Origin of the sequence: Borborobacter xinjiangensis (genome assembly GCF_047739745.1) — a bacterium.
Taxonomy (GTDB): Bacteria; Pseudomonadota; Alphaproteobacteria; order Rhizobiales; family Rhizobiaceae; genus Pseudaminobacter.
In genome coordinates, this window is sequence record NZ_JBLLVA010000046.1 from 1 (window position 1) to 25,208 (window position 25,208).

The window sequence follows — 25,208 nt, forward strand, 5'->3', positions numbered from 1 at the left end:
GCGAGGCGTGATCGCCGTCGAATGGTCGAGGACGGGTGACGACAAGTCGCGCCTGCGGCTGACTTGGAAGGAAAGCGGCGGCCCGGCCGTGAAAGAGCCTTCGCGCAGAGGCTTTGGTCGCGTCGTCCTGGAAAGGGTGGCGCCGACGGCGGTGGATGGCGTCGGCCATGTCAGCTATGAGCCGAGCGGCATCACATGGACGCTGGATGCGCCCTTGAGCGCACTCACCGAGATGAAGATCGACTAGGGGTTTTCCTTCCCCTGTCAGCTATATGTAGCGATGATCTGGATTTCTACGACGGCCATCAAGATGGGTTTGCCGAGCATGCAGTGAGTCAACACCGAAAGCGATCACAATGTCATTTCGAACGAGCGCTTGCTCGGGCACCAACGCAAACATCTCGGGCATCCGTCGTGATGCTACTTCCAGCGCCGGACCGGGAGTTCAAAGCAATCGACGGATTACGGGAGCGATCACCTGGATGTGGCGCTGCTATTGGTTACTTGGCTCGGCTCCTTCAGAACGTGGCGGGTGCGGCGCTAGCGTCCAGCATTCTCGCGAAGCTCCAACGATCGCGGAGCTTCAGAAGGCAGCATGATTTCGCGCTGATTAACGTGCGCAAAGACCATGCGTGCAGCAGCAGCAGCGATCCTTCGATGGTTGACTTCCCGGCTCGTGTTCGCTAGGCACGATTTCAATCCGTATTGCCGCGGCTGCTGAACCCAAGGCAAACGGAGAAGCAAAATGCCAAATTCAATCGTCCGGCGTTCCGACGCATCCGGACATCAGGTCCGGGCAGATATTGCCGATCGACTACGGTATGGAGCAGGCTTTGTGAGGGCCGTTGAGCTAAGCCATGTCAGGTATCGCGTCGTCTTGTCGTCGCGGAGCGGTGCGGACCGTAGCTAAATCCACCCTAAATCCCATTTTCGAGCCGCGTTCCAGGAACATATCGTCTGCGTGCTTGCTTTAGAATTCATCAGTGCGATCCCACGCGGCTTGGAGGTTCTTGAATGCGGGAATCGGTCAATCGGGTCCTGCTCGCGATTTTGGTGCTTTTGATTGCACTGGTCATCGCTCAGCCGTTTATCGACAGGTGGCTTGTCTCCCGAAGTACACCTCAATCCATTGCACCGCGTGCAGACCTCAGCGACTTTGAGAATTCGAGCGTGCGCCTGTTCGAAACCATCGCGCCCTCCGTGGTACAAGTTGGGGTACTTCGAGATGGGCCGACAGTTAGTGCGGGATCGGGAACCGGCTTTGTATGGGACGCGAGCGGCCATATCGTTACAAACAACCATGTCGTCGACAATGGAACGTCGATCTTCGTGCGTTTCGCTTCTGGGGAAGTCGTCCAAGCCAATCTCGTTGGACGCACACCAAACTACGACCTCGCGGTCCTTCGCTTACAGGGCAGCGTCAGCCAGCCTCCTCCAATTCCTCTCGGCACGGCTGGTGAGCTGAAGGTCGGGCAAGTGGCCTACGCCATTGGGAACCCGTTCGGACTTGACCAGTCACTCACGTTTGGGGTGATCAGCGCACTCGAGCGGCGGTTGCCGACCAGCGGCGGACGCGAAGTTTCCAATGTGATTCAGACAGACGCCGCTATCAATCCGGGCAACTCGGGCGGACCACTGCTCGACTCGGCCGGGAGACTGATTGGCGTCACGACCGCGATCTACTCTCCGTCTGGTACGAATGCAGGGATAGGCTTCGCCATTCCGGTTGACGTGGTGAATCGGGTTGTCCCTACACTTATTCGAACAGGGCGGTTTCCCACCCCCGGGATAGGCATCGCCGTCGCCGACGAGTTCGTGGGGGCGCAGCTGGGATTGAGCGGGGTGGTAGTAGCCGCCGTCATGCCTAACTCACCCGCAGGAGAAGCTGGACTAATCGGTATGGATCAAACCTTAGGTAGGCTCGGTGATGTCATCGTTGCCCTGGACGGGAAACCCGTTCGGCATCTGGCAGAGCTTACCTCCGGTTTGGAAACGGCCGGTGTTGGCGGACAGGTGGAGCTTACCGTTCAACGAGGTGGCCGCGAGCGACACGTAACAGTGCCGGTCGTAGACATCGGGAATTGAAGTTGCCAATTCGTTCGGCCAAACTACATGGCGGCGGGGCTGTTAATCCTGAGCAAGGATCTGAGAAATGGTGGCAACCAGACGTCCACTTGGCCGCTGAATTCGTCTCGACATTACAATGGACGGGCGGCCGCAACTCTGCGGAGAAATACGACCGAACGCCGCTCGCGCGGGTCCGCCGCCCCGGGTTGCCTGGTGGTTGGCGGATCGGATCTGAGCTGGGCTGAGGTCGATTGCGACTTACTGCGGTGGTCGACCATAAAGCCAAATAATCGTGAGGTATAAACGTAGGAGCCGCTCGCGCGGCCCCCTACGCGTGCACATTTACTATCCCTTAGTGGCGCAGGGATCGGTATTGCTTTCGCCTTTGGCAGCAGCGGTCTTGTCGCCCTGTTGCTGGGCTTCGACGTCCTGCGGCGAGGTGGCCAAGTCTTTATTCCCACCACCTTCCTGAGTGCCTAACGGCATTGTGGTGCCATCTTTCTGGGCGGACTTTTCCTGCGAATTTGATGTGGTGGTGTCAGTCGGTTGCGTTTCAAGGGGCGCATGCGTGCCGTCCTTGGCGATTGGCGGTGTTTTTACTGTGTCAGAAGCACCGGCGCTGGATTTTGTATCTACGCACTCTGCTAGCGCCATGCTCATCGGTAGCATCGCCAGGGCCGCGGCGAGGGTAAGCTTTGTGATTGTTCTCATTTTCGTACCCTTGTTGGAGGAGGGCTTATCAACGGTTTTGCAAGCCGAATGTTCCAAGGAACAAGCAAGCCGGCCACCAGCCTCGTCAAGTCGTGCGTCAGGAAAGCCCGATGAGAAACTCAATAGTCGCGAAGGCCCCGAGAAGAGTGCGTATGCCGTGGAGCATGCCCCATCTTTTGATATTATCGCGTGTTTGGCGACTGGCACTCTGACTGTCGGTTTCAGCGAGAGCGGTGTTTGTGGGCATCATGGCGATTAGGGTCCATGGCCAATTCGCGACCATCAGAACAGCACCAACAAAAAACCAAGGAATTCCAGACTGCCACCACGCAGCCAGCCCAAGTAAGCACCCGACAAGTGCCAAAGGAGCTTGCATCGCGTAACCGCGCTTATAGGCAGGCTTCCATTCTTTGAGCAGAGCAGTGTCATCAAGCGTGAGTCGAGCAGGCTGCTCTACGACGTTGATATACAACGCCGCACCGGTAAAGACTGCTGCACAGATCAAGGCAAGATGTGCCAGGAGCATTGCCTAAACCCGAATGATCAGCGGGCAAACAGGTAACCACCGATGCCTTTGTCCGGCAAGACGCGTCGAGCGTATTCGACGGACTTGGGGGAACGTCTGCTTTGGTTCTCTTGCGGTGCCGATCGCCGTGGCGGTCGCGACACCGCCACCGCGCCGTCTTTGGCGGGATGCGACAGGGATGATTGACGAACCAGTGGCGGCGGCTCGGTCGTCGAAATTCGGGGCGGGAAGTGGCGGCTCGCCGTTCGGCTTATCGGGACGCGACGTGGCATGGCCGGGCTCCCATCTTGTGGACACGATGTCTCGCCGCTCTATCTTCGGGTGACCGTGTGCTCGCGCGGCGAGCCGATCGGCACAGTGAGAGGAGACACCATGACAAAGCCGGCCGAATTGGAAGCAAAGTTCTGGAAAGCTCTGAAGTCGGACATGACGATGATGCTCGGAATTTGCGGCGTCGACGAAAGTCATACCCGACCAATGACGGCGCAGTTGGAGGGCGACGAAGGCGGGCCGATCTGGTTTTTCACAGCGAAAGACAACGATCTGGTCCAGCAGCTTCGTGGAAGCGATCGCGCGGTCGCGACCTTCGCCTCCAAGGACCACGATTTGTTCGCAGCCGTGCATGGCAGCCTGCGCGTGGACACCGATAGGGCAGTCGTCGACCGGCTTTGGAACCGCTTCGTCGCCGCCTGGTACGAAGGCGGCAAGGACGATCCCAAGCTCACCCTTTTGCGGCTCGATCCAGATACTGGTCAGGTCTGGGCGGATGCCTCGAGCTTCGTGGCGGGGGTCAAGATGCTTCTCGGTTTCGACCCGAAGAAGGACTACAAGGACAAGGTCGCGAAGGTCGACCTGGATTAGGATCGAGCAAGGCCGATAATTTCACAAAATGGCGACAACGTCATGTGAAAGCCAGCCCGGACGGGGACGCGTGGCAAGCTGTTCAGGAACCGGCCTCCGAAACTCAGATCAGGGGCGGCCACAATACCGAAGCTTCAACGGACAGTGCGCAATTCATCGTCCAGAGCGACAAGTCGGGCGGACAAGCCGGACGAAATGAGGAAGACGTCCTGAGCGATCGACCGCTACGATTGGGATTTCCCGTCAAGGTAATGGGCGACACGTCGCTCAAGAGCAATGACGCCCGGCGTTGGGCCAACAATCCGCACCTGAAGGTTTCGCTCGAACACCTCGACGCGATCTTCGACTATCTGGTCCGCCAGGGCATCGACATGTATCGGATGTCGTCTGATCTGGCTCCCTATGTCACTCATCCCGACATGCCGCAGTTTCACGACATGATCAGGCAAAGCGCCCGCGAGTTGCAGGCGATCGGTCGCAGGGCGCGCGAGCTTGATCTCAGGCTCTCTTTTCATCCTTCGCAATTCGTCCTGCTGAACAGTCCCGATGCGGAGTTGGTCAGGAAGAGCGTATGGGACCTTTCCACCCAGGCCGAGATGCTCGACCTGATGGAGCTGGGGCCGGAAGCCGTCGTGGTGATCCATGTCGGCGGGACTTATGGCGATCGCCGTGAGAGCGCCGCGCGCTGGGTAAAAAGCTGGGCGATGCTTCCCGAACACGTGCGCCGTCGGCTGGTGCTGGAGCATGACGATCTGCGCTTCAGCGCCGCAGACGTGCTCTGGATACACGAGCAGACCGGGGTTCGGCTGATCTTTGACCACCAACACTTCTGGTGCCTCAATCCGGAGAACCTCGACATGCGCACGACTCTGGAAGCGATCCTCAAGACATGGCCCAGAGGTGTCCGTCCCAAAATTCACTTCTCCACACCGCGAACCGAATTGCGGGAACTGGTGCGGAAGAACCGAAAGACCGGAAAACAGGAAAAGGTCTATGCTGCTCCCGTTTGGACAGGGCACGCCGATTTCTGCAACCCGTTCGAATTTGCAGGATTCATGCGCATGGCCAAAGGTCTCGAATTCGATGTCATGCTGGAAAGCAAGGCGAAGGATCTGGCGCTGACCCGGCTGCGGCCGGACATGTTGCGCTATGCGCCGGACGTGGCAGCGCGCTTCGGGTTGGCGTCCGCCGAGGCGGAGGGCCTTCAAGATGAGGAGGCCGCATTGGTAGATGGGGAGAATTAGTAAGTCGGCCGTTTCAAGGCCGATCGCTTCCTGCTTCCGCCCGGCATCCTTCGGTTTTTTGCGCACCGATCTCTTTGGAAAGTCGCAATGATTGTTAGATCGTCTGATGCAAATGCTCGGAGGCCCGGCTTTCTCGCACCGTAACCATCTCCGACATGCCGTCAACACTCCCGCTCCCGGTCGGTTGTTAGCTGGCTTGAGGATGTCGACTGTGGCGCGAAGCGAACTAGGCATTGTGTTCGCCCAAACGTCCGAGAAGGCTCATCCTCACATTTACTGGAAGACATCCCTCCCCGCCGCTGTTCGTATCGGAAAGGACTCTGACGAGCCGGACGCGGGCTACGGTGAAGTGGCAAAGTGCGCATCCAGGTTTATCGCGGTTTAACCCAAACGCGAATGACCCGTGTTGGGTCGCCGGCGGGCGCACAGGAATGTTCAGCGAACCAGCATCGTCGGGATCTGGATCAGTCGTTCACTGCCAATCCCCGAATTGATGATATCGAAAACCGCTTTCAACATGGCCGGGACGTCTTGTCGGACCATTTCAATGTTTTCATCGAGCAGCGTCGCAAATGGATCCCAATCGAAACAGCCAAGCGCAGGATCGTAATCCTGATTGGATCGATGATGCCGCAACCATCGCAATACGCCTTCAAGCGAGATTGTCGAGTTCACAAACATGCCAGGCGGCAGCGTAGTACGGCTCACTGTGTTCTCGGCCAGCGCCCTTTCTGCCTTCTCGGGCGCGTAGCCGCATGCCAGGATATTGGCTTCGTCTAAAGTCAGCCCCATCGCTGCATGGGCGGCGCGAAAACCCCTTATGCGTTCGGAGGTATTATGATCGCTAGCCCGACCGCCGACGAAAAGTAACGGCTCTCGCCTGCCGAACTTTCTGGCACACTTGTCTAGTATCCGCAGCGTAAGCTCTCGAGCGCCAGAAAAATTGTCGGAAATCACCGAGGGTGCTAGTGATCCAGGCAGATCCAGATTGAGGCTCCGCACCCCAGCGACATTGCACAGTTCGGTGATCCGATCCGGATCGGTAGCTCCGGTGGAGATTAACCATCCCACTTGATGAGAAATCATCGCCCGGGCCGCTTCCACCTCTAGTTCAGGATCACGCCGCGTGCATGTGACGATCGGAAAAAGCCCTGCCGCGCGCGCCATCTCCTCGAATAGCTCTGCAATAGATCCGAAGTAGCGATTGTCGTATTTGGGAACGATCATGCCGATCAAGTGCGACTGCTCCCGCCTCAGCAGGCTGGCCTGCATGTTCGGCGCATAGCCCTGTTCCTCGGCTAAGCGTTCGATCTTTTCTGCCAGTTGCACGCTGATCCGGCGTTTCTTCCACTTCCCCGACAGAACGGCACTCACTGCGCTGGCAGACGTTCCTGCGAGCGCGGCGAGATCATAGATCGTCGTGCGTTTTGTTGGGCCACCCTGATGATTCAAGAATTCCTCCATCGATAAGCATCTTGACACGGCCAAGGCTGGGCAGCAACGATGCTTCATCGATTGTGCAAGCCGTGCACAATCGATGAAGCTTCGTATTTCACGTCAAAGCCGGGAGGGGCTAATCGTGAGCACGTCAGGGTCCGCAGCTCCAAGGGAGGAAACAAAATGACTTTGCGAATTCTTTATGCGTCCACAATGCTGTTCGTCGCTGGCACGATGGGTGCCGCTTTTGCTCAGGAAGATGCAACGGTGGCATTCCTGATGCCTGACCAGGCCTCAACGCGCTACGAGCAGCACGATTATCCCGGCTTCAAGGCAGAGATGGAAAGGCTTTGCCCGAAATGCACTGTCGTTTATCAGAATGCGAATGCCGATGTGGCCCTGCAACAGCAGCAGTTCAACTCCGTCATTGCGCAAGGTGCCAAGGTCGTCGTCCTTGATCCGGTCGATTCGGCCGCGGCAGCCAGTCTGGTGACTGCGGCGCAATCACAGGGGGTCAAGGTCATTGCCTATGATCGTCCAATCCCAGACAAGCCTGCCGATTATTACGTCTCCTTCGACAATGAAGGGATCGGCAAGGCGATCGCCGAATCGCTGGTACAACACATGAAGAAATCGGGCGTACCCGAAGGAGCCGGCGTTCTACAGATCAACGGCTCGCCGACCGATGCCGCCGCCGGATTGATCCGCGACGGCATCCACAAGGGCCTGGAAGGCTCTGGCTACAAGACGCTGGCCGAATTCGACACGCCGGACTGGGCTCCGCCAAAAGCACAGGAATGGACCGCGGGCCAGATCACGCGCTTCGGCGCTGACATCAAGGGTGTGGTCGCGGCAAACGACGGAACCGGCGGTGGCGCGATCGCCGCGTTCAAAGCGGCGGGCGTCAATCCAGTGCCCCCGGTGACCGGCAACGATGCCACCATCGCCGCGCTGCAGCTGATCATTTCGGGCGACCAATACAACACGATTTCCAAGCCATCAGAAATCGTTGCCGCCGCCGCGGCGAATGTCGCGGTAAAGCTATTGAGGGGCGAAACGCCGGAGCCGAAGACAACGCTCTATGACACGCCGTCGGAACTTTTCGTTCCGGCCGTCGTCACTGCCGAGAACATCAAAGCCGAGATTTTCGACAAAGGCATACAGACGCCCGAGGAGATCTGCACTGGCGAATATGTAGAGGGTTGCAAGAAGCTCGGTATAATCCAGTAAAGCACTCGGCGCGCCGTCGCCCGGTTGGAAGCGATTTCGATCGGGCGCCCGGTCCTTTGTGAAAGCGGCAGGATGAACATGACGAACAGCGTCGGAGAAACCCCCGCCCCGGGCAAACCCATTCTGAGCCTGCGTAACATCACCAAGAATTTCGGCGCCGTGTCGGCACTGACAGACATCGAACTTGATGTCTACGGAGGCGAGGTCGTGGCTCTTGTGGGCGACAATGGCGCCGGAAAATCAACTTTGGTCAAGATACTTGCCGGCGTCCATCAGCCAAGCTCAGGCACGATCGAGTTCGGCGGGCATGAAGTCATTCTGAACAATCCCGGCACAGCGTTGAAAATGGGCATCGCTACGGTATTTCAGGATCTTGCGCTCTGCGAAAACCTTGATGTCGTCGCCAACCTGTTCCTCGGTCATGAGTTGTCTCCCTACAACTTGGACGAAGTTCAGATGGAGGTGCAGGCGTGGACCTTGTTGAAGGAACTGGCTGCACGAATTCCCTCCATCCGCGAGCCGGTGGCATCGCTCTCGGGCGGCCAAAGGCAGACGGTGGCGATTGCCCGCTCACTTCTACTGAGTCCCAAGGTTATCATGCTCGATGAGCCGACCGCCGCGCTTGGCGTGGCGCAGACTGCAGAGGTTCTCAATCTGATCGAGCGGGTCAGGGACCGCGGCCTCGGAGTGATCATCATCAGCCACAACATGGAGGATGTTCGCGCGGTCGCTGATCGCATAGTCGTGCTGCGACTGGGCCGCAACAACGGTGTGTTCACCCCTGAAGCCTCCAATCATGAACTCGTTGCCGCCATAACCGGAGCAACCGAGAATGCGGTTTCGCGACGCCAGTTGCGCAAGAGCGATGAAGACAAGGCCCGGGAGCAGCGCGCATGACCACGGAGCAACCTCAAGGAATAGCGGCGCTGGATCGAAGTGACGAACGTGTCCGCCACCAAGAGGGGCTGGCTGGCGTATTCCTGAGTTTTGTCGACAGGGTACGTTCCGGCGACCTCGGCATGCTGCCGGTGGTTGTCGGCCTAATCCTAATCTCGGTTGTCTTTTCCAGCCTGAACCCCGTCTTTTTGGCTCCCAATAATCTCGTCAACCTGCTTTTCGATTGCGCGACAGTCGGCGTCATCTCGTTAGGCATCGTTTGTGTCCTGATGCTTGGCGAGATCGATCTGTCCGTCGGCTCAATGAGTGGGTTCGCTTCGGCGCTCGTCGGCGTATTGTGGGTCAATATGGGCTGGCCGGTCGCCGGAGCCATTGTCGTCGCCGTAGCCGCCGGTATGACCGTCGGCGCGATCTATGCGTTTTTGCTCAATCGGCTGGGTATGCCGAGCTTCATCTCGTCGTTGGCGGGTTTGCTCGCCATACTCGGCATGCAACTCTACATTCTCGGACCGACAGGTTCCATCAACCTGCCCTATGCGTCGGCGCTGGTATCATTCGGCCAGGTGTTGATCATGCCGGCGTGGCTTTCTCACTGTTTGGCGTTGCTACCAGGCCTGATATTGATCCTTTCCGGCCTCTCAACAATGCGCCGACGCCGCGCCGCCAATCTGACAGGGCAACCGATGACGAACCTGGTCGTCAAGGCGGTGGCTTTGACAGCTCTGCTGCAGTTCGCCGTCTATTATCTCAATCTCGGTCGCGGTGTGCCGTGGATGTTCGGCTTCTTCGTCCTGCTGGTGGTCATCCTGAACTACGGTCTGACCCGTACAAAATGGGGAAGATCGATGTTCGCCGTCGGCGGCAACCGTGAAGCGGCGCGGCGCTCAGGTATCAATGTGCGGCAAATCTACACCTCGGCCTTTGTGCTTTGCTCCACCCTTGCTGCGATCGGCGGCGTTCTGTCGGCTGCGCGATTGGCGACGTCCAGTCAGCAAGCCGGGGCCGGCGACATCAACCTGAACGCAATTGCTGCTGCGGTGATTGGCGGAACGAGCCTGTTCGGTGGACGCGGCAGTGCCTATTCAGCGCTGCTCGGCATCATCGTTATCCAATCCATCTCGAACGGTCTAACCCTTCTCAACCTGTCTTCATCGTTGCGATACATGATCACGGGAGCGGTTCTGGCCATCGCCGTCATCGTGGATTCGCTCGCGCGGCGGTCGCGTGTCAGCCACGGTCGAGCATAATGTGGCGCATGGGAGCATGAGAGATGTCTGAGGTTTTGAAAGGCAAGTCTGCGGCCATCACCGGTGCAGCGTCGGGTATAGGCCTTGAATGCGCCCGCGCAATGCTGTCGGCTGGCGCCAAGGTGGTGTTGATCGATCGCGCCGAAGATCGCCTCAAGACACTGTGCACTGAGCTGGGAGCCAACGCATTTCCGCTGGTCGTAGATCTACTCGACGGCCCGCAGGTCTCCGGCATAATGCCGCGTATCGAGAAACTCGTCGGCAAACTGGATATCTTCCATGCGAACGCCGGGGCTTACATCGGCGGAGCGGTCGCGGAAGGCGACCCCGATGCATGGGACAGGATGCTCAATCTGAACGTCAATGCCGCATTTCGCAGTGTGCACGCTGTACTGCCGCACATGATTTCCAGAAAAGCCGGCGATATTATCTTCACCAGTTCGATCGCGGGCGTCGTTCCGGTTGTTTGGGAACCGATCTACACAGCGTCGAAATTTGCCGTGCAGGCATTCGTCCATTCGACCCGCCGTCAGATTTCGCAGCACGGTGTGCGCATCGGATCGGTTTTGCCTGGACCCGTCGTTACCGCACTGCTCGACGATTGGCCAAAATCCAAGATGGAGGAGGCGCTGGCCAATGGCAGCCTAATGCAGCCCAAGGAGGTGGCCGACTGCGTAATGTTCATGCTGACGCGGCCGAGCAACGTTACCGTCCGCGATCTGGTGATTCTTCCTAATAGCGTGGACCTTTGACAGGGCGTACGACGTCGCGCCCCATCATTGCCCGCAAAGGGTATCCACTTCTCAGCAAAGGGCGGCCAGCATGGCACACAAGGGCTCCTATCTGATCGGCGTGGATGTTGGAACAGGTAGCGCCCGCGCCGGGGTGTTCAACTTGGCGGGAGAGATGCTGGCGATGGCCCGGCAAGACATTCGTCTCTGGCGTGATGGGGTGAGTGCGGAGCAATCCAGCGACGACATCTGGCACGCGGTCTGCGCGGCGGTGCGTGAAGCCATCGCCAAATCGGGAGTTCGAAGCGAAAAGGTTGCAGGCCTGGGGTTTGACGCGACCTGCTCATTGGTTGTGCTTGGCCATGGCGGCAAACCACTCGCGGTCGGAGAGTCCGAAGATCCGAACCGAAATGTCATCGTTTGGATGGATCACCGCGCGGTAGAGCAAAGCGAACTGATCAACACCCAGAAACATCCTGTTCTCAAGTATGTCGGCGGCCGAATATCGCCTGAGATGGAGACGCCGAAACTTCTATGGCTCAAGCAGCATCGCCCAAAGATATTCGACGCTGCCTGGCAATTTTTTGACCTTGCCGATTTCCTCACCTGGAAAGCCACCGGAGATCTCGCGCGCTCCACGTGCACCGTCACATGCAAATGGACATATCTTGCGCACGAAGATCGGTGGGATCCGTCCTATTTCCACGCCATCGGGCTAGGCAACCTGGCCGACGAGGCGTTCGCTCGTATAGGCCAGCGAGCGGTAGCGCCAGGAACACCGTTGGGTCGCGGCCTAACCGCCGAAGCCGCCAATGACCTCGGCTTGACTGAGGGAGCGCCCGTCGCGGCCGGTCTGATCGATGCTCACGCGGGTGGCATAGGAACGGTGGGCGTTGGCGGTGATCCCACGGCCAATCTGGGGTACGTCTTTGGAACATCGTCATGCACAATGACGACCACTACGAAGCCCGTTTTTGTGCCGGGCATCTGGGGTCCCTACTATTCTGCCATGGTGCCAGGCATGTGGCTGAACGAGGGCGGTCAGTCGGCCGCAGGCGCCGCTATTGAGCAACTCTTACAGCTCCATCCAGCTGCCCATCGCATAAAGCAGCAGGCTGCCGGCGTCGGCTTGTCCCTGGGCAACTATTTGGCAGACTGTGCGCAGGCATCTGCCGGGAGCAACGATCCGGTTAGCTTGGCCCGAGGGCTGCACGTCGTGCCGGACTTCCTCGGTAATCGCGCGCCGTTCGCCGATCCATTCTCCCGTGCGGTGATTTGCGGTTTGGGGATGGAGAGCGATGTAGAGGAATTGATCGCCCTCTATGTCGCAGGGTTGTGTGGGATCGGCTATGGTCTGAAGCAGATCATCGAGGCGCAGGCGCAGTCCGGAATTAACGTGGAGAACGTGGTAGTCAGCGGCGGCGCGGGCCAGCATAGCCTCGTCCGGCAGGTGCTTGCAGACGCCGCTGGAAAAGCGATTGTAACCACACGCTGTGCCGAACCAGTTCTGCTGGGCGCTGCCATTCTGGGTGCCGTGGCAGGAGGATGTTTTTCCGATATTCGTAGCGCCATGGCGAAACTCTCTTCGATGGAAAGCATGGTCGCGCCTGCTGCTGGGGCAATCGCCCGCATTCACGCCGAACGATACAAAGGCTTCAAGCTATTGCAGGGTCAGGAACGCGCTCTGCGAGGAGTGTGAGCCTCGACGGCTCTGCGAAGCATCGCTCACAAAAAACCGGTGCAATGGGATCCATGTTGCCACCCGTGCATGGTCGGTTGGTAACCCCCACATGGGCGGCGACGTCGGTATCTGGAAGGACATGCAATCCAGTCTCGTAACCTGACGGTGAATGGCTAGCCCTGACCGGCATTCGAGCTAATCTGGACAGGTGATATATTTCGGCGAAACCGTCGTGGTAAAAGGCAGCGACTACCTCCAAGGGGCCGATTGGTAGAAGGGTCCGGTCGCAGTGCCCCTAACCTCGGCCGGACCCGTCTTTGCTTGCGGGTCGTTCAACCCGCGACTGCATGGCTTGCTTGCGGCTTCACGCCGCGGTGTCGGGCCCACACGCAATACGCAACGAAAGGACGTGGGCTCGGCTACATCAAGAAGAACGCGATCAATCCACTAAAGATTTGGATATCCGTCGGAGCACGCCCCAATGAAATCAGCGGGTTACGCGCGAAGTTTCAGAGGTCCAGAGGCAAGGTCTTTCGCTAAGCCTCCACAAGAGCTTTCAGAGAGTTTTATTCCCTGCCCGCGACTAAATTCGCTACGTCCTTGGATACTGCCCTCAGCTGTGGCCAGGGGAATTCTTGGTCGTCGCTGCCGCAGGGTGCCTGTCTAAGCATCACGTCGAGCTTCGCCTGTATGCCGGCCAGTGTTGAGGCTGGCCAGGCAAAGAGCCTCGCCGCCACCGCCTGCTCGTGTTGTTCAGCGGCTGCTTCATCCTGCAACGCGGTCATGTAGCCGCTCTCGACAGCTGCAGCGTTCCACCCGGCCTGATGCGTGGCAAGCTGAGCTTTGGCGTGTTGGCAAGCAATCGAATTATCGTCGAAGAACGCTTCGATCTCCGCTGTCGAGAACGCGGCGGTCGCTCCCTTCCCTGCCTGCCGCTCAGGCAGTATCACCATGGGGAAGCCAACCCTCGCCATCAGTTCGTTTTCCAGCCGCTGCTGACGTCGGCCCAATCGCAGGGTTCTCGCATGGGCATTTCGCCACTGACGCCATGCCACGACGACCTCATCAGGTTTGACCGGGCCCGCACCGCTCCCCTGCCCTGGCGCGGCCTGCGTGTCGGCCCGCAGCGCCAGCCCAGTTGCTCCTGTCAGCAGCTGTCGCCGGGTGACGACACGCAGACTCATGCTATGGTCGGAATCAACCATGATCCGAGCTCCCTACGGTATGAAGATGGCGTGACGGGCCTCACAAGGCTCCTAACAATGACCCGCGTGCTATTATTATGTCTGTGATATAATCTGAAGGCTTGCAAATATTATGTCAAGGTACTAATTTGATAACAGGTGACCAAATTAGGATGGCGCGTGCGGCGTTGCGATGGGGCGTCAGAGAACTGGCGCACAAGGCTGAAGTCACGGCTGCAACAGTTAGCCGAATTGAAGCAGGCAATGCAGCTCACCCCGCCACTTTGAAGGCAATACGTGCAGCTTTCGAAGCCGCAGGTATTGAGTTCATTCCCAGGAACGGCGGCGGCCCTGGGGTACGCTGGAAAAGTAACTGAGATCATTGCACTGAAAGGCGTGGGTTTGCTCTCTAAGTCGCTAAACATGCATGAGCATTCCAGCTTGATGAGATCGAGCCTTGCCCACCTGCCGGACAGGAAGCAGCGGGAACTGGCGCGGGTGGTTGAAGTCCTGCTGGAGGAATTCGAGGATACCCTGTGCGGCGGCACGGCCGACTTCAAGAAGAAGGGCCGCATCCTCAAAATCATTCTGTTCGGCTCTTATGCGCGCGGTGACTGGGTTGACGAACCGCATACGATGAAAGGTTATCGGTCGGACTACGATCTGCTGATCATCGTCAACAACCGTAAGCTCACCGACTTTGCTGCCTACTGGTCGAATGCCCGCGAACGTCTGTTGCGTGACAGCGGCGTGAAGACGCCCACAAGCTTCATCGTGCATTCGAGACGCGAGGTGAACACGGCGCTACGTGAAGGCCATTACTTCTATTCCGACATCCGTCGCGACGGCATCGTTCTTTATGAACTCGATGATGAGCCTCTGGCGGAGCCGAAGCTGCTCAGTGCTGAACAAGCACATCGTGCAGCCAAGGAGAATTTCGAAAGCAGATTTCCAGCTGCAACTCGCCGGCTTATTGGATTTGAATTTGAGCTCGACAAAGCCAAAAACGATCGTGAGTGGGGCAAAGATGCCGCTTTCTCCCTTCATCAGGCAATCGAGCACGCCTATGCGGCTCTGCTCCTCACCCTGACCAACTACAGCCCGCCCTCCCATAATTTGCAGTTCCTCCGCTCCCTTGCTGAGGATCAGGATCGGCGCTTGGCGGAAATCTGGCCGCGGGATCAGCGAAAATTCATGGCGTGGTTCAACACGTTGAACCAAGCTTATGTAAAAGCCCGCTATTCGAAACACTACGACATCAACCAAGAAGCGCTCGCGTGGTTGGGAGGACGGACTGCCGCACTCCACAGGTTGGTCGAACAAATCTGCCAGGAGCATCTCGAAAAGCTGCGGCAAGCAGCCAAGGAATGACCGTCGTTGGTACAGAGGAAATGACGATCTTGCGCCGCGAGCGCTGAAAAGTGCAAGTCTTACTTGGCCCATAACGCGCTGACATGACACGCTGACATGATTCTCTTGGAGCGAGCAGCGCCAAGCGCGTTAGCTACAGTCTCGTTCCAGCAGCTGTTCATGTTGGTGCAAGCACGCCGACGAGGGCAGATGTTACTGCCGACTGCTTCACGTCAAAAATGTGGGAGTCGGTATACGTAAATACTGGCTGTCGGGAGCGCACCGATGGGGTCGCATGAGCGACTGCTTTCCGGAAGCCTATCATCTGACCTTACTGGCCGATACGTAGGCGCCGTGCCTTCTGTCGGCACCGGGGCCGGTTCCCCGCTGGTCCGCTTCTGGTGCCGCATGGTCGAAAGCGGACTCGGTGTTTCCCGGCCATCTCGGTTAGCCGTTGACGTGGGCATTTTCCACCACAATAGGAGTCAAGGCGAGAAATGTGGTAAGCGCCAGTCAAACAACACAAGGAGTGGACAAGTGAGCGAACCGACCGTAGCAGATGCAACAAACCGCATCTATGAATCGCTCCAGGCGGACAATGCCGACATCGACGTGCATATCGCGACTCTCAAGGCAGCGTTGATGCGGGCGGGTTTGAAAGAGGCCGTGTTCGACCCAGCCAGGCTGGCGCAGAACAACCGTTCTGGCAGGAAGCTAATGCAGGCGTACTTTCGGCAGCGCGGTGTGGCGGTGAAATACTCGGCTTCGTGAGGCTTCTAAGACGCCACACGACCGCTGACCTGATCACCTTTGATGGGCCTGACACCGAGCTCCTCCCTTCGGACGCGAATTGAAACGCCGCGTCCGTCGGCGTGGCCAAAGCTTTTTGGTGTACTGTCGCTAGCCCAACGCGCTACGCGACGTAGGCGGCCGCCATCCAATGCCGTATTGTAGTATTTCGACGCCATCCTCTTCGAAGTTTTTGCTTGGGCTGCAGTTGAGTAGTATTGTCCTGGATGGATGGGCACGAAGCCCGTTCTTCGGGAGGAACCAATGGCAAAAGCAGGGGCACTACCGGGGGATAAGACATCGCGCCGCAAGTTCTTGAGCGGGGCGGCCGTGGCGGGCGCGGCGATAATTGCTGCGCCAAGCGTCGTGGAGGCGCAAGGACCGGTCCGCATGCGCTGGCAGAGCACATGGCCCTCAAAGGATATCTTTCACGAGTTCGCTATTGATTTCGCCAAGAAGGTCAACGACATGACGGGCGGCGATCTCAACATCGAAGTGCTGCCTGCGGGTGCCGTTGTGCCCGCATTCGGCCTGCTCGATGCCGTGTCGGGAGGAACCCTTGATGGCGGCCATGGTGTGCTCGCCTACCACTACGGCAAACAAACAGCGCTGGCACTATGGGGATCCGGCCCAGGCTTTGCCATGGATGCCAACATGCTGCTGGCATGGCACAAATACGGCGGCGGGAGAGAACTGCTGGCAAAGCTTTATGAGTCGATCGGCGCCAATGTCGTTTCGTTCCCATATGGACCGATGCCGACACAGCCGCTCGGCTGGTTCAAAAAACCAGTTGCCAAGGCCGAAGACCTCAACGGCCTGAAATTCCGCACTGTGGGCATCTCCATCGATGTCTTCACCGGCCTCGGCGCCGCCGTCAACGCATTGCCGGGCGGCGAAATCGTCGCGGCCCTGGATCGCGGCCTGCTTGACGCGGCCGAGTTCAACAACGCATCGTCGGATCGAGTGCTCGGTTTTCCTGATGTATCAAAAATCTGCATGCTGCAGAGCTACCACCAGAATGCAGAGCAGTTTGAAATCCTGTTTAATAAGACGAAGTACGACGCCTTACCCGAAAAGATGAAGGCAATCATCACTAATGCTGTCGAGGCAGCCTCGCAAGATATGCACTGGAAGGCGATCGATCGTTATTCGAAAGACTATTCGGAAATGCAGACGCAAGACGACGTCAAATTCTACAAGACGCCGGAAGCAGTCCTGAAGCGACAGCTGGAGGTCTATGACGAGGTCGTGGCGAAGAAGGCGGCTGAAAACCCGATATTCAGAGAGGTTTTGGATTCACAGATCGCCTTTGCCCGGCGCGCCACTCAGTGGGAGCAGGACACGGTGGTCGGCCGCCGCTTGGTCTTCGATCACTACTTTGGCCCAGACGGAGCGTCGAAGAAGATCTGACGAGTTCGAGCCGACGAGGCACCATTTGGCCAAGGCTAAACGGTGCCCTGTCTTCCAACGGACACTCCAGCGATGCGGCTGCCCCGCATGAACGTTCAGCATTTTCTGAATACGGTCGATGCAATCAGCACGTGGGTCGGCAAGGCCGCGGCGTGGCTGATTATCGGATTGATGGCGCTGGTCTGCGTCGAGGTCTTCAAGCGCTACATCCTGAATATGCCGACGGCATGGATATTCGACGCCAGCAACATGTTCTACGGCACGCTTTTCATGCTCGCAGGAGCCTACGCGCTTGCGCAAAATGCGCATGTACGCGGCGATTTCCTTTACAGCTCGATGCAGCCGCGGCCGCAAGCGACGCTCGATCTTTTGTTGTATGTGCTCTTTTTCCTGCCAGGTATCGCGGCGCTCGTCTATGCGGGCTACGACTATGCCGCGCTCTCATGGAGGATCGGAGAGCATTCGACCGTGACCGCGGAAGGTCCGCCAATCTACCACTTCAAGGCGGTCATTCCGCTGGCCGGAGCCCTGGTGATGCTTCAGGGCGTGGCCGAGATCGTGCGCTGCATCGTTTGTCTCAGGACCGGCAGATGGCCCAGCCGAAGCAAGGACGTCGCGGAGATCGACGTCGTCGAGCAACAGCTTGCGCGCAGTGAATACGTGGACGAGGAGGCGCGCAAGATCGCAATCGAGCGCGCGCAGAGAATCGACGAGGAGGCCCGCCAGCGCGGGATGGGGGGAGATCCGAACCCATGAGCGATCCGGCCCTCGGACTGACTATGCTGATGCTGATCGTGGTCGTCATCATCATGGGGTTCCCGACGGCTTTCACCTTGATGGGCCTCGGCATGTTTTTCGGCTTCTACGCCTTCTACGATCCGGCGGAGCATTGGTTCGACAACCGCGTCTTCGATCTGATGGTCCAGCGCACCTATGGCGCAATGACCAATGACGTTTTGATCTCCATTCCGCTGTTCGTGCTCATGGGCTACGTGATGGAGCGCGGGGCGCTGATCGACAAGATGTTCTACAGCGTCCAGCTTTCGTTCCGGCGCGTTCCGGCGTCTCTCGCCGTCGCGACGCTCATCGTCTGCACCTTCTGGGGTATTGCCAGCGGCCTCGTCGGCGCGGTGGTGGTGCTGATGGGCGTCATCGCCATGAACCCGATGCTGCGCGCCGGCTACGACGTAAAACTCGCGTCGGGCGTCATCACCGCAGGCGGCACGCTGGGCATCCTGATTCCGCCGTCCGTCATGATCATCGTCTATGCAGCGGTCGCCGGGGAGTCCGTCGTGAAGCTCTACGCCGCCGCGATGTTCCCCAGTTTTTTCCTTGCCTTCCTTTACCTCGTCTACATCCTGGGCTGGGCGGCGATCAATCCGAAGATCGCCCCGCCACTGCCTAAAGAGCAAACCAAAGTTCCGGTTCCGGCCTGGATGCGTAGCTTCGCCGCCTCCTATTCGAGCAACATGCTGATCGGGTTTGCTTCGGCGTTGTTCTCGCCCGCCAGGGCGATGGCGCTCAAGATCGACGGCGCCCGCCTCACATACTGGACGTTGGTCAAGAACAGCTGCGCCGCGCTGACGCCCTTCGCGCTGACGTCGCTCGTGCTCGCGCTGGTGTGGTGGTACGTGGTCATCTATCCGCAGGCGACGGTCGTGGACGAAGCCGGCGCCGGGCTGGAGCAGTTGGGCGCTCCTGCGGTAGAGGAACTCGGCGCGGCCGCGGCCGATGGCGGCGGCCCCGCGACCGGTTTCTACATTGCCTTCGGCCTCATCGTCGCGCTGGCCGCGGTGGTGCTCATCCGTTACTACCGCAACATGACCGCAGAGCGGCTCGAAGTCGTGAAGCTGCTGGTCTCGTCCGTCATGCCGCTCGCCATCCTGACGTTCGTCGTGCTCGCCGTTATCCTGTTCGGCATAACGACTGCGACCGAATCCGCCGCCGTCGGCGCGGCCGGCGCCTTTCTTTTGGCGTTCCAGGCCCGGACGCTCGACTGGAAGCGCACCAAGGAAGCGGTGTTCCTGACGGCCAAGACCACAGCCATGGTGTGCTGGCTGTTTGTCGGCTCGGCGTTGTTCTCCGCGGTTTTTGCGATCCTCGGGGGTCAGGCGCTTCTCGAGCAATGGGTGCTCTCGCTCGACCTCTCGCCCGTGCAGTTCATGATCCTGTCGCAGGCGATCATCTTCGTACTCGGGTGGCCGCTCGAATGGACCGAGATCATTATCATCTTCGTGCCGATCTTCCTGCCGATGCTGAAGCACTTCAACATCGATCCGGTTCTTTGGGGGGTGTTGGTCTTCGTGAACCTGCAGGCGGCGTTCCTGTCGCCGCCAGTTGCAATGTCGGCCTACTATCTCAAGGGCGTGTCTCCGCCGCATGTGACGCTCAACCAGATATTCGCAGGCATGATGCCCTACATGCTGATTGTGATCGTTTGCATGGTAATCATGTATATCTGGCCAGGCATTACGCTCTGGCTTCCGGACTACCTGTACGGCGGTTGAGAAGGAATACTGTACGAGGAACGGCTTCCGCGTCAGCAGGCTTTCGAAGATGCAGGCGACCGGAAGGTCTACTTTTCGACCACAATCGGCGGAGCGAATGACTGCTTAGGACTCTGCAACGTGGTCGTCGGTCCAGAATTTCAGACGCGTGCGATTGTGGCGCAGAAAAAGTCGGGACGCCCCGTTCAATTCGAACTGATGGCCGATGCCTGAGCGAGCTTGCTCGCATGGCACGAGCGGTGTGGATCGATGACTATTCTTGTTCCGAGTCGGATCGATCGTTCAGCCATATCAGCACAAGGCAGTATGCCCGCTTGATCGATGATTGGATTGAGCAATCGGTGTTTGCTCTGAGGATTACGGCACACATTTCGCTGCGGCGCAACAAGGCTTCGATCCGATCATCTACAAAGCCGCTGGTAACCTTCGAGCAGTACAAATCCTAATCGGCCACACCAAGATTGAGGAACCGTTCGATACCGCGGCGTGGACGTTGAAGGCGCGCTAAACTCTCGCAGAGGGACGTGAGATCTGACTACCATGGCGGCCCGGTCTTGTCTGAGACCACCATTGGTGCAGCCATACGGCTGTGCTGGGTGGTACTCTGGCCATCCGCTTTTGGGATAGGCACCGGAGAAGCGGACATCTATTCGATCTCCGACTCGGGGCCGAGTGCAAACTGGCGGCTTCAGAGTGGACTTAGCAGAAAGCCTTCGTTCCGTTACCCCGCCACGGCTCAGGCGGAGGGATGGGGTGCAGGATCGGTGAGAAAGGGCATGATGTCCACGCCGTCTCCTGGAAAGATCGTGAAATGCGGGTGGTTCTTGAAGAGGCAGGCGGCGGCCTCAATGGTCTCGGCCTCGACGACAATGTAGCCGCAGAAGGGGTTCACGGCGGCGGCGATGCCGTCCCTGGTCACGCGCGTTGTCTTGCCAACCATGCCGCCTCGATCGGGGAAGGAAGCGGCGTTTCTCGCCTCCCAATCGGCCCACTGCTGCAGGCCGACGGCATCGATCGCGTTCTGCTCAGCCTTGGGCAGGTTGCGAAAGCGCGCGAGGTCCTCGGGTTTCATGGTGTAGACAGCCAGGAAGCGGGGCATGCGGCGCGCTCTTTCTTGCTGAAAGGAAAGACATGTGAGCCTCCGGGCGGCCGAAGTCTCAGGATCATCGCGCGCAGGTGCGCCAGTTACGCCAGGGTTACCTGCGGGCAGCAGGCGCTTTTCATGCGCCGATTTGCCTGAGATTGTCAAACCGCTAACAAAGGCCCCAGACGACGGACGACTAGCCGGTGCATACGGCGGGTGTAACACGGAGGGCCGTTGGGGTCGATTCCGAACAGGCAGCTTTTCGGCACCCACGGCGGAATAGCTGCCATTTGTCGGAAACCCGTCAGCGTGACCGCTACCGACCACTGTGTCGGCCGATCATGACACCAACTCAAGAACCGAGAAACGGACATTTCTTCTCGCCAGGCAGCCGAAGGTCGATGGGCACCAAGGCTAACTATCTCGATGGCGGAGAGCATCTATCAGAACCCGAAAAGCGGGCAGGTTCTGGCGACGGCTGGGATAGTAGAGAAAGTAGCCGTCGAAATACGGGGACCAGTCGTCGAGAACCTGCACCAGCAAACCCGATGCGATGTGCCGCTCCACGATGTCCTCCGGGACATAGGCGATGCCGTAGCCGTTCACTGCCGGGTCGATCATGGCGTAGGAGTTGTTGAAGGTGAGTTGACCATTCACCCGGACGCGTAGCGCCTGCCCGTCCTTCTCGAACTCCCATGCATGAAGGCCACCGGCGGTTTCGTGGCGCATGTTGATGCAGACATGCCGGACCAGATCCTGCGGATGTTCAGGCACGCCATGAGCGGCCAAATAGTCGGGCGACGCTACGACTACCAAGCGCCAGTCGGGGCCGATCCGAACGGCGATCATGTCCTTTTCAACGCTCTCGCCCAGCCGCACGCCGGCGTCGAAGCCCTCCTCGACGATGTTGCGAAATGTGCTGTCCAGGAGCAGTTCGACGCTGATCTCGGGATAGTCGCGCAGCACCGGCTTCAGCTTCGGCCAGACCACGCTTGCGAGCGCATGATCCGACAGTGTCAACCGGATCGAGCCCGACGGCTTATCGCGCAATGCCATTAACGCGGCGATCTCTTCCTCGATCTCGGCCATGCGCGGGGTGATGGTCTTCAACAGCCTTTCGCCCTCCTGCGTCGTCGCGACGTTTCGCGTGGTGCGCGTCAAGAGGCGTAGCCCCATGCGCGCCTCCAATTGTTTGATGGCGTAGCTGAGCGTCGATTGGGCCACGCCGATCCTCGCCGCCGCCTTGGTGAAACTGCGCTCCTCGGCAACGATCCGGAACCAGGTGAGCTGGTTAAAATCCGTTCTCTCCATGAAATCTCCCTGCCTGAGCGAGGAAGATTATTCGATCCCATCGATTGATCCAATCAAATCGCGGCGGGTAATCGTTTGGACGCGAACCAGCTATATCTTCGCTCGAGCCCGACATTCAGGAGTATGCGGAGAATGGTTTCCGCCGTGGAACACACTGGCAGCAAGTCTGTTGCTGCCTGGGGCGCCGTCCTGTCGATGGCGTTGTGCGTGGCGATGCTGATCGCCTCGGAATTCATGCCCGTCAGCCTGCTGACGCCCATGGCGGAAGGGCTGGGCGCTACAGAAGGCCAGACCGGACAGGCGATCTCGATCAGCGGCCTCTTCGCGGTCGCTGCCAGCATGTTCATCACCACCGCCGCCGGAAGGCTGAACCGCAAATGGGTTCTGGTTGCGATGACGGCTTTCATGCTGCTGTCGCTGGTTCTGGTCGCGGCGGCGCCGAATTTCGCTGTGTTGATGATCGGTCGCGCCATGCTCGGCATCTGCATCGGCGGCTTCTGGGCACTGGCGACCGCCGTCATCATGCGGCTGGTTCCCATAAGCGACGTGCCGCGTGCGCTCGCGCTAATATATGGCGGGCAGGCCATCGCCGCCGCCTTTGCCGCACCGATCGGCAGCTATCTCGGCGGGATGTTCGGCTGGCGCGCTGTCTTCTGGGCACTGGTGCCGATCGTCGCCGTCAATCTCATCTGGCATCTGGTTAGTCTGCCGTCGCTGCCGGCCCGTCGCCGTCAGGATTTTCGCACCATGTTCGACCTGCTGACGCGTCCCTACTTTCTGCGCGGCCTGTTCGCGGCGATGCTGTCCTGGGGATCGGCCTACACCATGTTGACCTATCTGCGCCCGTTTCTGGAGCAGGTGACTGGCGTGGATGTAACGACGCTCTCTGTTCTGCTGCTCGTACTCGGCTGTGCCGGCTTCGTGGGCACCTGGGCGGCGGGCAGGTTTCTCAGCGACAACGTCGCGCCTCTGCTCAAGATGCCCGCACTGGTCATGGGCGCCTGCACGCTGGGACTCCTGACCATGGGCGGTTCGGTGTTCGCAGCGGGACTGTTCCTTGCGGTCTGGGGCGCGATGAACACGGCCATCTCGGTCATCTGGATGACCTGGATGTCCCAGAATGCCGACGACGCGCCCGAGGCTGCCGGCAGCCTGATGGTCGCGGCGATTCAGTCGTCGATCCTGCTCGGCGCGGTCGTCGGCGGATTGCTTCTGGACGGCATGACGATCACGGCGACGTTCACAGGCAGCATCGTTCTGGCTGGCCTCGCCATCGCGCTCATCGGCACCGGCCGCCATCTGCTCAAGCCCGCTTGACCAAGCTTATCAATGTCCTGACCTCGCAACATAAAGGAAACTGTGATGACACAAGGCATCAAGGAAAAAACAATTGTCATAACCGGCGTGTCCAGCGGCATGGGGGCTGCGGCCGCCCGGCATCTCGCAGCGCAAGGCGCGAACGTCGTCCTGGGTGCACGTCGCGCCGACCGGATCGAGGCGCTTGCAGCGGAAATTAAGGAAACTGGCGGCAAGGCCACGGCAGTCGTTACGGACGTAACCAGGCGGGACGATCTGAAAAATCTCGTGGACACGGCGGTAAAGACCTATGGTCGTATCGACGTGCTCATCAACAATGCCGGTGTGATGCCGCTTTCGCCGCTGGAGCGGCTGAAGGTCGATGAATGGGATCAGATGATCGACGTCAATCTCAAGGGAGTGCTTTACGGCATCGCCGCCGCACTGCCCTACATGAAGGAACAGAAGTCCGGGCACATCATCAATCTATCGTCAGTAGCCGGGCACAAGCTTTTCGGCGGCTCAGCAGTCTACTCGGCGACCAAATTCGGCGTGAGAGCTCTGTCGGAGGGGCTGCGTCAAGAAGTTACGCCCTACAACATTCGCACGACGATCATCTCGCCGGGTGCGGTGAAAACCGAACTGCTCGAACACATCAGCGAGAAAGACATTCAGCAGGCGAATCAGGACTTCGTCGGCCAGGTGGGCGTGCCGGCCGAAACTTTGGGACGGCTTGTCGAATTCGTGATCGATCAGCCCGCAGATGTCGATGTTAACGAAATCCTGTTCCGGCCCACGGCTCAGGAGCTCTGAGACAAATGTCGGCGGGGCGACGTCGCGCCGCCGAAATACTGCGGCGTTCTGACGTTACCGATGGGTCGATCCGTTCACCGAAAGGCCTGATCGCGTGATATCGCTGGCAGGACCAGCAGATCAGGCCCCATGGGCGTCTGCCTCCTGGATCGCCGACAGCTTCCACTCGCCGCCGTTTTTCCGCACGAAGGTCCAAAGTTCTACCGTCTCGGTCGGCTCCTCAACGCCGCCGGCCAAGGCGCCCGTGACGCGGTCGCGTAGGACGTCAATCGCCTCATAGCGGAAGGCGGCGGTGGCATAATCATCCTCGCCCTCGTTCCACGCTTCAGCAATATCCGCTTGCAACAGCCGAACGCCGGATACCTCGTTGCGCACGCCGCGTTTGGCGTTTTCGGCAAGTTCCTCCGAGAAGTAAGAGACCATCTCGGGCGTCGAAAGGTGGCGGAGAGCGGCATGATCCTCATCCGCAAAGGCACGCTGCACCTCTCCCAGCCGGCGCTCGAACATGTCAAGATCGGCCGGGTCGACCGTGATGTCGGTCATCTGCGGTGCCGGGGCTATCGTGCCGCCTCCGATGCGCGGCAGCGTGAAGCCGGCGGACGATCGAGCAGGCGCAGACTGAGGTGCCACATCGCGCTGGGAGGTACGCCCGAAGCGTGAGCCGCGGGCCGGCGCGCCGCCCGCAACGACGGGCTGGCTGCGCGAGCGAAAGAAGGCCATAGCCAGCCAGACAAGCGTGCCGATCAGGAGCAACTGGATCAGAAAGCCAAGGGCGCCCGCCATGCCGCCGAAGCCGTAGCCGAGCAGCATGCCGAACAGGCCGCCGATCAGG

General features: G+C 59.1%; 23 protein-coding genes and 1 pseudogene. 17 read left to right on the plus strand and 7 right to left on the minus strand.

Annotation, left to right across the window (positions count from 1 at the left end):
* Together ACLKMW_RS24915 and ACLKMW_RS24920 are read left to right on the plus strand one after the other, a co-directional pair.
* Positions 1 to 247 (plus strand): annotated as a pseudogene (locus tag ACLKMW_RS24915) (histidine kinase); the annotation flags it as partial.
* A 767-nt stretch (positions 248 to 1,014) separates the two neighbouring features.
* Positions 1,015 to 2,085, plus strand: coding sequence for a S1C family serine protease (locus tag ACLKMW_RS24920; RefSeq protein WP_415727218.1), 1,071 nt, complete (start codon positions 1,015 to 1,017; stop codon positions 2,083 to 2,085).
* A 327-nt stretch (positions 2,086 to 2,412) separates the two neighbouring features.
* On the opposite strand, the gene ACLKMW_RS24925 is transcribed toward ACLKMW_RS24920, so the two are convergent.
* Positions 2,413 to 2,778 carry a hypothetical protein gene (locus ACLKMW_RS24925; protein WP_415727219.1) on the minus strand — a complete coding sequence of 122 codons (366 nt, stop codon included), beginning with the start codon at positions 2,776 to 2,778 and terminating at the stop codon, positions 2,413 to 2,415.
* Between the two features lie 97 nt (positions 2,779 to 2,875).
* Positions 2,876 to 3,304 carry a DUF1772 domain-containing protein gene (locus tag ACLKMW_RS24930; RefSeq protein WP_415727221.1) on the minus strand — a complete coding sequence of 143 codons (429 nt, stop codon included), beginning with the start codon at positions 3,302 to 3,304 and terminating at the stop codon, positions 2,876 to 2,878.
* 372 nt (positions 3,305 to 3,676) lie between these two features.
* Here ACLKMW_RS24930 and ACLKMW_RS24935 point away from each other — a divergent pair, with 372 nt between their 5' ends.
* Together ACLKMW_RS24935 and uvsE are read left to right on the plus strand one after the other, a co-directional pair.
* Positions 3,677 to 4,165 carry a pyridoxamine 5'-phosphate oxidase family protein gene (locus ACLKMW_RS24935; RefSeq protein ID WP_415727222.1) on the plus strand — a complete coding sequence of 163 codons (489 nt, stop codon included), beginning with the start codon at positions 3,677 to 3,679 and terminating at the stop codon, positions 4,163 to 4,165.
* 44 nt (positions 4,166 to 4,209) lie between these two features.
* Entirely contained in the window at positions 4,210 to 5,409 is a 1,200-nt protein-coding gene (gene uvsE, locus ACLKMW_RS24940) for a UV DNA damage repair endonuclease UvsE (protein WP_415727223.1), read from the plus strand.
* A 435-nt stretch (positions 5,410 to 5,844) separates the two neighbouring features.
* Here uvsE and ACLKMW_RS24945 read toward each other — a convergent pair whose 3' ends face one another.
* The gene (locus tag ACLKMW_RS24945) at positions 5,845 to 6,861 is read right to left on the minus strand and encodes a LacI family DNA-binding transcriptional regulator (RefSeq protein ID WP_415727224.1); all 1,017 of its coding nucleotides are present in this window, start codon (positions 6,859 to 6,861) and stop codon (positions 5,845 to 5,847) included.
* Positions 6,862 to 7,029: 168 nt separating this feature from the next.
* Here ACLKMW_RS24945 and ACLKMW_RS24950 point away from each other — a divergent pair, with 168 nt between their 5' ends.
* From ACLKMW_RS24950 to ACLKMW_RS24970, 5 genes are all read left to right on the plus strand, one after another.
* The gene (locus ACLKMW_RS24950) at positions 7,030 to 8,076 is read left to right on the plus strand and encodes an ABC transporter substrate-binding protein (protein ID WP_415727225.1); all 1,047 of its coding nucleotides are present in this window, start codon (positions 7,030 to 7,032) and stop codon (positions 8,074 to 8,076) included.
* Between the two features lie 78 nt (positions 8,077 to 8,154).
* Positions 8,155 to 8,973 carry an ATP-binding cassette domain-containing protein gene (locus ACLKMW_RS24955; protein WP_415727226.1) on the plus strand — a complete coding sequence of 273 codons (819 nt, stop codon included), beginning with the start codon at positions 8,155 to 8,157 and terminating at the stop codon, positions 8,971 to 8,973.
* Positions 8,970 to 10,220 carry a sugar ABC transporter permease gene (locus ACLKMW_RS24960; RefSeq protein WP_415727227.1) on the plus strand — a complete coding sequence of 417 codons (1,251 nt, stop codon included), beginning with the start codon at positions 8,970 to 8,972 and terminating at the stop codon, positions 10,218 to 10,220. Before ACLKMW_RS24955 ends, ACLKMW_RS24960 begins: the two co-directional genes overlap by 4 nt.
* Before the next feature lie 23 nt (positions 10,221 to 10,243).
* The gene (locus ACLKMW_RS24965) at positions 10,244 to 10,972 is read left to right on the plus strand and encodes an SDR family oxidoreductase (protein WP_415727228.1); all 729 of its coding nucleotides are present in this window, start codon (positions 10,244 to 10,246) and stop codon (positions 10,970 to 10,972) included.
* A gap of 70 nt (positions 10,973 to 11,042) precedes the next feature.
* Positions 11,043 to 12,650, plus strand: coding sequence for an FGGY-family carbohydrate kinase (locus ACLKMW_RS24970; RefSeq protein WP_415727229.1), 1,608 nt, complete (start codon positions 11,043 to 11,045; stop codon positions 12,648 to 12,650).
* A gap of 548 nt (positions 12,651 to 13,198) precedes the next feature.
* Here the strand turns inward: ACLKMW_RS24970 and ACLKMW_RS24975 are convergent.
* Positions 13,199 to 13,837, minus strand: coding sequence for a hypothetical protein (locus tag ACLKMW_RS24975; RefSeq protein WP_415727230.1), 639 nt, complete (start codon positions 13,835 to 13,837; stop codon positions 13,199 to 13,201).
* Positions 13,838 to 13,989: 152 nt separating this feature from the next.
* On the opposite strand from ACLKMW_RS24975, the gene ACLKMW_RS24980 reads away from it, so the two are divergent.
* The 6 genes from ACLKMW_RS24980 to ACLKMW_RS25005 all read left to right on the plus strand — a co-directional run bounded on the left by ACLKMW_RS24980 (position 13,990) and on the right by ACLKMW_RS25005 (position 19,872).
* Complete coding sequence (locus tag ACLKMW_RS24980) at positions 13,990 to 14,193, plus strand: helix-turn-helix domain-containing protein (RefSeq protein WP_415727231.1); 204 nt, start codon at positions 13,990 to 13,992, stop codon at positions 14,191 to 14,193.
* 67 nt (positions 14,194 to 14,260) lie between these two features.
* Positions 14,261 to 15,187 carry a nucleotidyltransferase and HEPN domain-containing protein gene (locus tag ACLKMW_RS24985; protein ID WP_415727241.1) on the plus strand — a complete coding sequence of 309 codons (927 nt, stop codon included), beginning with the start codon at positions 14,261 to 14,263 and terminating at the stop codon, positions 15,185 to 15,187.
* 516 nt (positions 15,188 to 15,703) lie between these two features.
* On the plus strand, positions 15,704 to 15,937 hold the full coding sequence (locus tag ACLKMW_RS24990) for a hypothetical protein (protein WP_415727232.1): 234 nt from the start codon (positions 15,704 to 15,706) through the stop codon (positions 15,935 to 15,937).
* A gap of 282 nt (positions 15,938 to 16,219) precedes the next feature.
* Positions 16,220 to 17,365, plus strand: a complete 1,146-nt coding sequence (locus ACLKMW_RS24995; RefSeq protein WP_415727233.1) for a TRAP transporter substrate-binding protein — start codon at positions 16,220 to 16,222, stop codon at positions 17,363 to 17,365.
* An 87-nt stretch (positions 17,366 to 17,452) separates the two neighbouring features.
* Positions 17,453 to 18,121, plus strand: a complete 669-nt coding sequence (locus ACLKMW_RS25000) for a TRAP transporter small permease subunit (protein WP_415727234.1) — start codon at positions 17,453 to 17,455, stop codon at positions 18,119 to 18,121.
* Positions 18,118 to 19,872: a TRAP transporter large permease gene (locus ACLKMW_RS25005; RefSeq protein ID WP_415727235.1), complete on the plus strand. Its 1,755-nt coding sequence runs from the start codon at positions 18,118 to 18,120 to the stop codon at positions 19,870 to 19,872. Before ACLKMW_RS25000 ends, ACLKMW_RS25005 begins: the two co-directional genes overlap by 4 nt.
* 736 nt (positions 19,873 to 20,608) lie before the next feature.
* On the opposite strand, the gene ACLKMW_RS25010 is transcribed toward ACLKMW_RS25005, so the two are convergent.
* Complete coding sequence (locus ACLKMW_RS25010) at positions 20,609 to 20,971, minus strand: hypothetical protein (protein ID WP_415727236.1); 363 nt, start codon at positions 20,969 to 20,971, stop codon at positions 20,609 to 20,611.
* Positions 20,972 to 21,370: 399 nt separating this feature from the next.
* A complete protein-coding gene (locus ACLKMW_RS25015; RefSeq protein WP_415727237.1) occupies positions 21,371 to 22,267 on the minus strand; it encodes a LysR family transcriptional regulator in 897 nt (298 codons plus the stop codon).
* A gap of 132 nt (positions 22,268 to 22,399) precedes the next feature.
* Here ACLKMW_RS25015 and ACLKMW_RS25020 point away from each other — a divergent pair, with 132 nt between their 5' ends.
* Positions 22,400 to 23,584, plus strand: a complete 1,185-nt coding sequence (locus ACLKMW_RS25020) for an MFS transporter (protein WP_415727238.1) — start codon at positions 22,400 to 22,402, stop codon at positions 23,582 to 23,584.
* 45 nt (positions 23,585 to 23,629) lie between these two features.
* The gene (locus tag ACLKMW_RS25025) at positions 23,630 to 24,376 is read left to right on the plus strand and encodes an SDR family oxidoreductase (protein ID WP_415727239.1); all 747 of its coding nucleotides are present in this window, start codon (positions 23,630 to 23,632) and stop codon (positions 24,374 to 24,376) included.
* Positions 24,377 to 24,496: 120 nt separating this feature from the next.
* On the opposite strand, the gene ACLKMW_RS25030 is transcribed toward ACLKMW_RS25025, so the two are convergent.
* Positions 24,497 to 25,208: Tim44 domain-containing protein (locus ACLKMW_RS25030; RefSeq protein ID WP_415727240.1), on the minus strand; the 712-nt coding region annotated here is incomplete at its 5' end.